The organism is Actinomycetota bacterium (assembly GCA_036280995.1).
Taxonomy (GTDB): Bacteria; Actinomycetota; CALGFH01; order CALGFH01; family CALGFH01; genus CALGFH01.
This window is the reverse complement of the sequence record DASUPQ010000840.1, coordinates 1-3,429: the sequence shown is the minus strand read 5'-3', so window position 1 is coordinate 3,429 and position 3,429 is coordinate 1. Positions and strand designations below refer to the sequence as shown.

Annotated in this window: 5 protein-coding genes; all 5 read right to left on the bottom strand. The window is 71.7% G+C overall.

The window, feature by feature from the left end; all coding sequences use genetic code 11:
- Positions 1 to 60 precede the first annotated feature (60 nt).
- The 5 genes from VF468_28130 to VF468_28110 all read right to left on the bottom strand — a co-directional run bounded on the left by VF468_28130 (position 61) and on the right by VF468_28110 (position 3,274).
- A complete protein-coding gene (locus VF468_28130) occupies positions 61 to 351 on the bottom strand; it encodes a hypothetical protein (GenBank protein ID HEX5882153.1) in 291 nt (96 codons plus the stop codon).
- Between the two features lie 349 nt (positions 352 to 700).
- Entirely contained in the window at positions 701 to 1,237 is a 537-nt protein-coding gene (locus VF468_28125) for an RDD family protein (GenBank protein ID HEX5882152.1), read from the bottom strand.
- 148 nt (positions 1,238 to 1,385) lie between these two features.
- Entirely contained in the window at positions 1,386 to 2,057 is a 672-nt protein-coding gene (locus tag VF468_28120) for a hypothetical protein (protein ID HEX5882151.1), read from the bottom strand.
- Between the two features lie 3 nt (positions 2,058 to 2,060).
- Positions 2,061 to 2,801, bottom strand: coding sequence for a hypothetical protein (locus VF468_28115; GenBank protein HEX5882150.1), 741 nt, complete (start codon positions 2,799 to 2,801; stop codon positions 2,061 to 2,063).
- 149 nt (positions 2,802 to 2,950) lie between these two features.
- Positions 2,951 to 3,274 carry a hypothetical protein gene (locus VF468_28110; GenBank protein HEX5882149.1) on the bottom strand — a complete coding sequence of 108 codons (324 nt, stop codon included), beginning with the start codon at positions 3,272 to 3,274 and terminating at the stop codon, positions 2,951 to 2,953.
- Positions 3,275 to 3,429 lie beyond the last annotated feature (155 nt).

Sequence of the window (3,429 nt, the reverse complement as noted above, 5' to 3'; positions counted from 1 at the left end):
GGTGCTGGCTGGTGGACTGCCACGCGGACCGCCATTGCCGCCAACACCCGCCGGCGCCGGTCAGCGGACGATGAGCTCGATCGGGTCTTTGGAGGCTACCAGAGCCCGTAGGTCGGTCCGATGAGGAAGAAGGTGACGATCCCCAGGGTGTTGCTGAAGCCGGAGGCCAGGATCGGCGCCCACAGGGTGCGGTAGCGCAGCCGCAGGAAGCTGAAGAACAGCGCATCCAGGAAGGTCGGCGAACTGGCTGAGGTCCTCGGTGGCCCCGGCCAGGTGGTTGAGGACCGGCTTACCCAGCCCGAAGGTCAGCAGCTGCCACCCCACCACCAGGCCGAACACCACGGTGGCCATGGGCCAGGGGTGGGGGGTGCGCCGGAACTCCAGGGTGGCGGGTCCTTCCCGGCGCAGGGCCAGGAGAGACCGGCCAGGGCGAGGACGACGATGGTCGGGATGAGCAGGTCGAGCACGACGGCGACGGCGGCCAGGGCCGTCCAGAACGTCCCCTGGCGTCGGCGTGGGTGTGCCTCGTCCCGCTCAAGGAGTGGTGGTGTCTGGGTGAGCTGGGCCATCGTTGGCCCCTTCCTCATCGGGCGTCTGCGCCCCGGGTGCCGCCGGCGGCCGGGCAGGCCCTGGACGGTGGGCCGCCGACCGCCGGTGCAGGCCGATCAGCCGGTTGCGGTGTTGCCAGCCCTCCTTTCGGCTAGACGCGGACCACAAGGGTGCGGGCCGCCATGTCGCCCAGCCGCTGCCGCTTGCCCGACACCAGCACGGTGACGAACGCCACGGCGTAGCTGAACAGGCCGTCGATGAGCCGCAGCAGCGTGCGGATGGCGGCGGCGGCGATCCCAGGGGTGGCGCCGGTGGCTTCGCTGACGACCTTGATGCCGGTGGCCAGCTTGCCGACGGTCTGGCCCAGGTAGCCTTCCAGCAGCACGTAGTAGCCGATCACGAACAGGCCGTAGGCGACGCTGGCCCAGACCGGGAGGTTGCTGACCCAGTTGGCGGCCTCGCCTTCGGTGCGGAGGTCGCCGAAGGCCAATGCCAGCAGCCAGTAGGCGATGCCGAAGATGAGGCCGTCGATGAGGGTGGCGACCACCCGCCGGCCGGTGACATGGATGGTCTCGGCCGGCATGACCGTGCCCGAGCCGTAGGTTTGGGGTGCGGTGGTCATCTGCTGCTCCTTTCTGGCGACGACCAGGACGGCGGGCCGGGCCCGCCGCACCAGTTCGGGAAGCAAGGTCGCCTCCCTTGGCCGACCGTCGCTCCGTGACCAGGGTCGCGCCGGCTGAGCGGGCCGGCCAGGGCCTGAAGGCCCGCCGCTTCGGGGACGGTCGGCCGCTGTGGTGTCGCGCCGGCTCGCAGCGCTGATGCCCGAAGCTCTCGGGCTAGGCAGCGATCGGCTGCACGGTGGAGGCTTCCACCCGGCGCTGCAGGCCGCGCAGGTGGCTGCGGGCCATGATGAAGTCGGCCGGGACGATCGTGGCCAGGAACCCCCGCTGGAACCAGGCCGGTTCCAGGCGCATCCGGTTGCGCTGGATGAGCCGGGTCCACCCCGGGGATGGCTCCTCCAGCTGCCAGCTCCAGATCCAGTCCATGGCCAGCCCCCGCTGGCGCCATGACGCCGGCAGGTGCCGGGTCGACCGCAGCACCAGCAGCCGGCCCGGTTCGAGGCGCTCCACGGTGAACCAGCAGTCCGCCTCCGGCGGCCCATCCGGGACCTTGTCGCCAACCGCCAGTCGCTGGTGCTCGGGCAGGAGCCGGTCGGCGCTGGGGCCGTTGGCCGGGAACAGCAGCCGGTCGACCCAGCGGTAGGTGTACCAGCCGGCCCGTCCCCAGCCCATCTGGACCAGCCACGGCCACACCGCCGCCGCCGGTGCCGCGATCGTGATCGCGTGGGTGGTCAGCGCCGTGGCCTCTGGCAGCAGCTCGTCGCCGGCCAGCGGCTGCTGCTGCTCGTGGCCGGTGGCGCCCCAGGTCTGCCCGAGGCGGTACAGGGTGGCATAGCCGCCGGCCGCTGCCGCAAGGCCGGCCGCGGCTCCTACCGAAAGACGACGCATGGACTACCTCGCCTCCCGCCTCGCCGGCGCGTCAGGCACACCGGTGCCATCATGCTGGTCGCTCACGGGTCCGGCCAGAGAGGCTTCACGGCCGGTCGCTTCGACTCGTTCTTGGAGACCAAGGAGCTGGCGGCGGCCCATGACGAAGTGGGCCGGCTCGACCAACAGCCACATGTACGGCGCCCACTTGACCGCCGGCCGGTAACCGGTCCGGATCCGGATCAGCAGCCGGGTCGTGGTCGCGTCAACCGGTTGCAGCACGAACGCCCAGCTCCAGGCCACATAGTCGTCGCCCCAGGGTCCGGCCGGGTCGATCGCCTTGCCTCCTGCGGTGACCTGCCACAGCACCAAGGCGTGGGGCGGGTCGGCGACGGCCACCGTCATCGGCGAGCCCGGGTAGAACGGCATGGTGCCCCCGGCAGCCAGGGGCGGGATGGCCGGATCGAGCTGGTCGAGGTTGCGGCCGGCGGACCGCTCGAACAGGTCGTAGCTGTAGGTGCCGGCGCGGTCCTCATACCCCATCTGGGCCAGCCAGGGCCAGACCTGGTCCGCCGAGGCGTGGATGGTGATGGCGTGGGTGGAGTCCAGCTTGGAGTCCGCGATGAGGTCGTCGCCGGGCAGCGGGCGGGTGACCTCCTCGTCGGTGGCGCCCCAGTGCTGATGCCAGCGACGGGTCGAGACCAGCAGGGCGAGGTAGCCGCCGGCCAGCGCAAGCGCGGCTGCTCCAACATTTCCGGCCTTCATCACGACCTCCTATGCTGCGTGATCAACTGGCTGCCCTCCTTGGGAGGGCATCTCGGCCCGCCCGGTCGTTCCATACCCGACACGCCCCAGGGCCAAGGTCCGGCACGGCCAGGGCACCATCACCCCTGTGCCGGACCCGCCCCGCGGGGTCACCCGCGGCCGACGGCCGGGGTGGCCGCCTCCGGAACCTGGACGGTGATGGTGGCGTCGGTCGCCGGGGTCCACCTGGTTGCGGCGTGGCCGGTGGCGGTCGGCTCGGCGTAGCGGACGACCTTCACCGGTCCGCCGAGGTCGCCGGTCCGGTCCGGTGCGGTGATGGCCCCGAGCGCGGCCAGGGCACAAGCCACGGCCAGGCCGAGCACCACGCCGACACGGCCGAGCCGGTACCCGATGGTCGACCGTGTCGGCCTGGTCGGGGTGGGCCGAGGTCGGAGGGCCGGCGGGGGCCGGAGCACTGTCAGCGAGGAGGTCATGAGATTCGCCTCCCTTCCTCGCTTCTCTCCTTACGCTCCCAGTCTTCTGGGTACAGGGTCCATTGGCAGGAGCCATGCGGTCCTATCCCGGTGGGACAGCAGGCCCTGGCGGACTTGGCAGCGGTCATCTCAGGATCGGCCCACCGCCCTGGCCG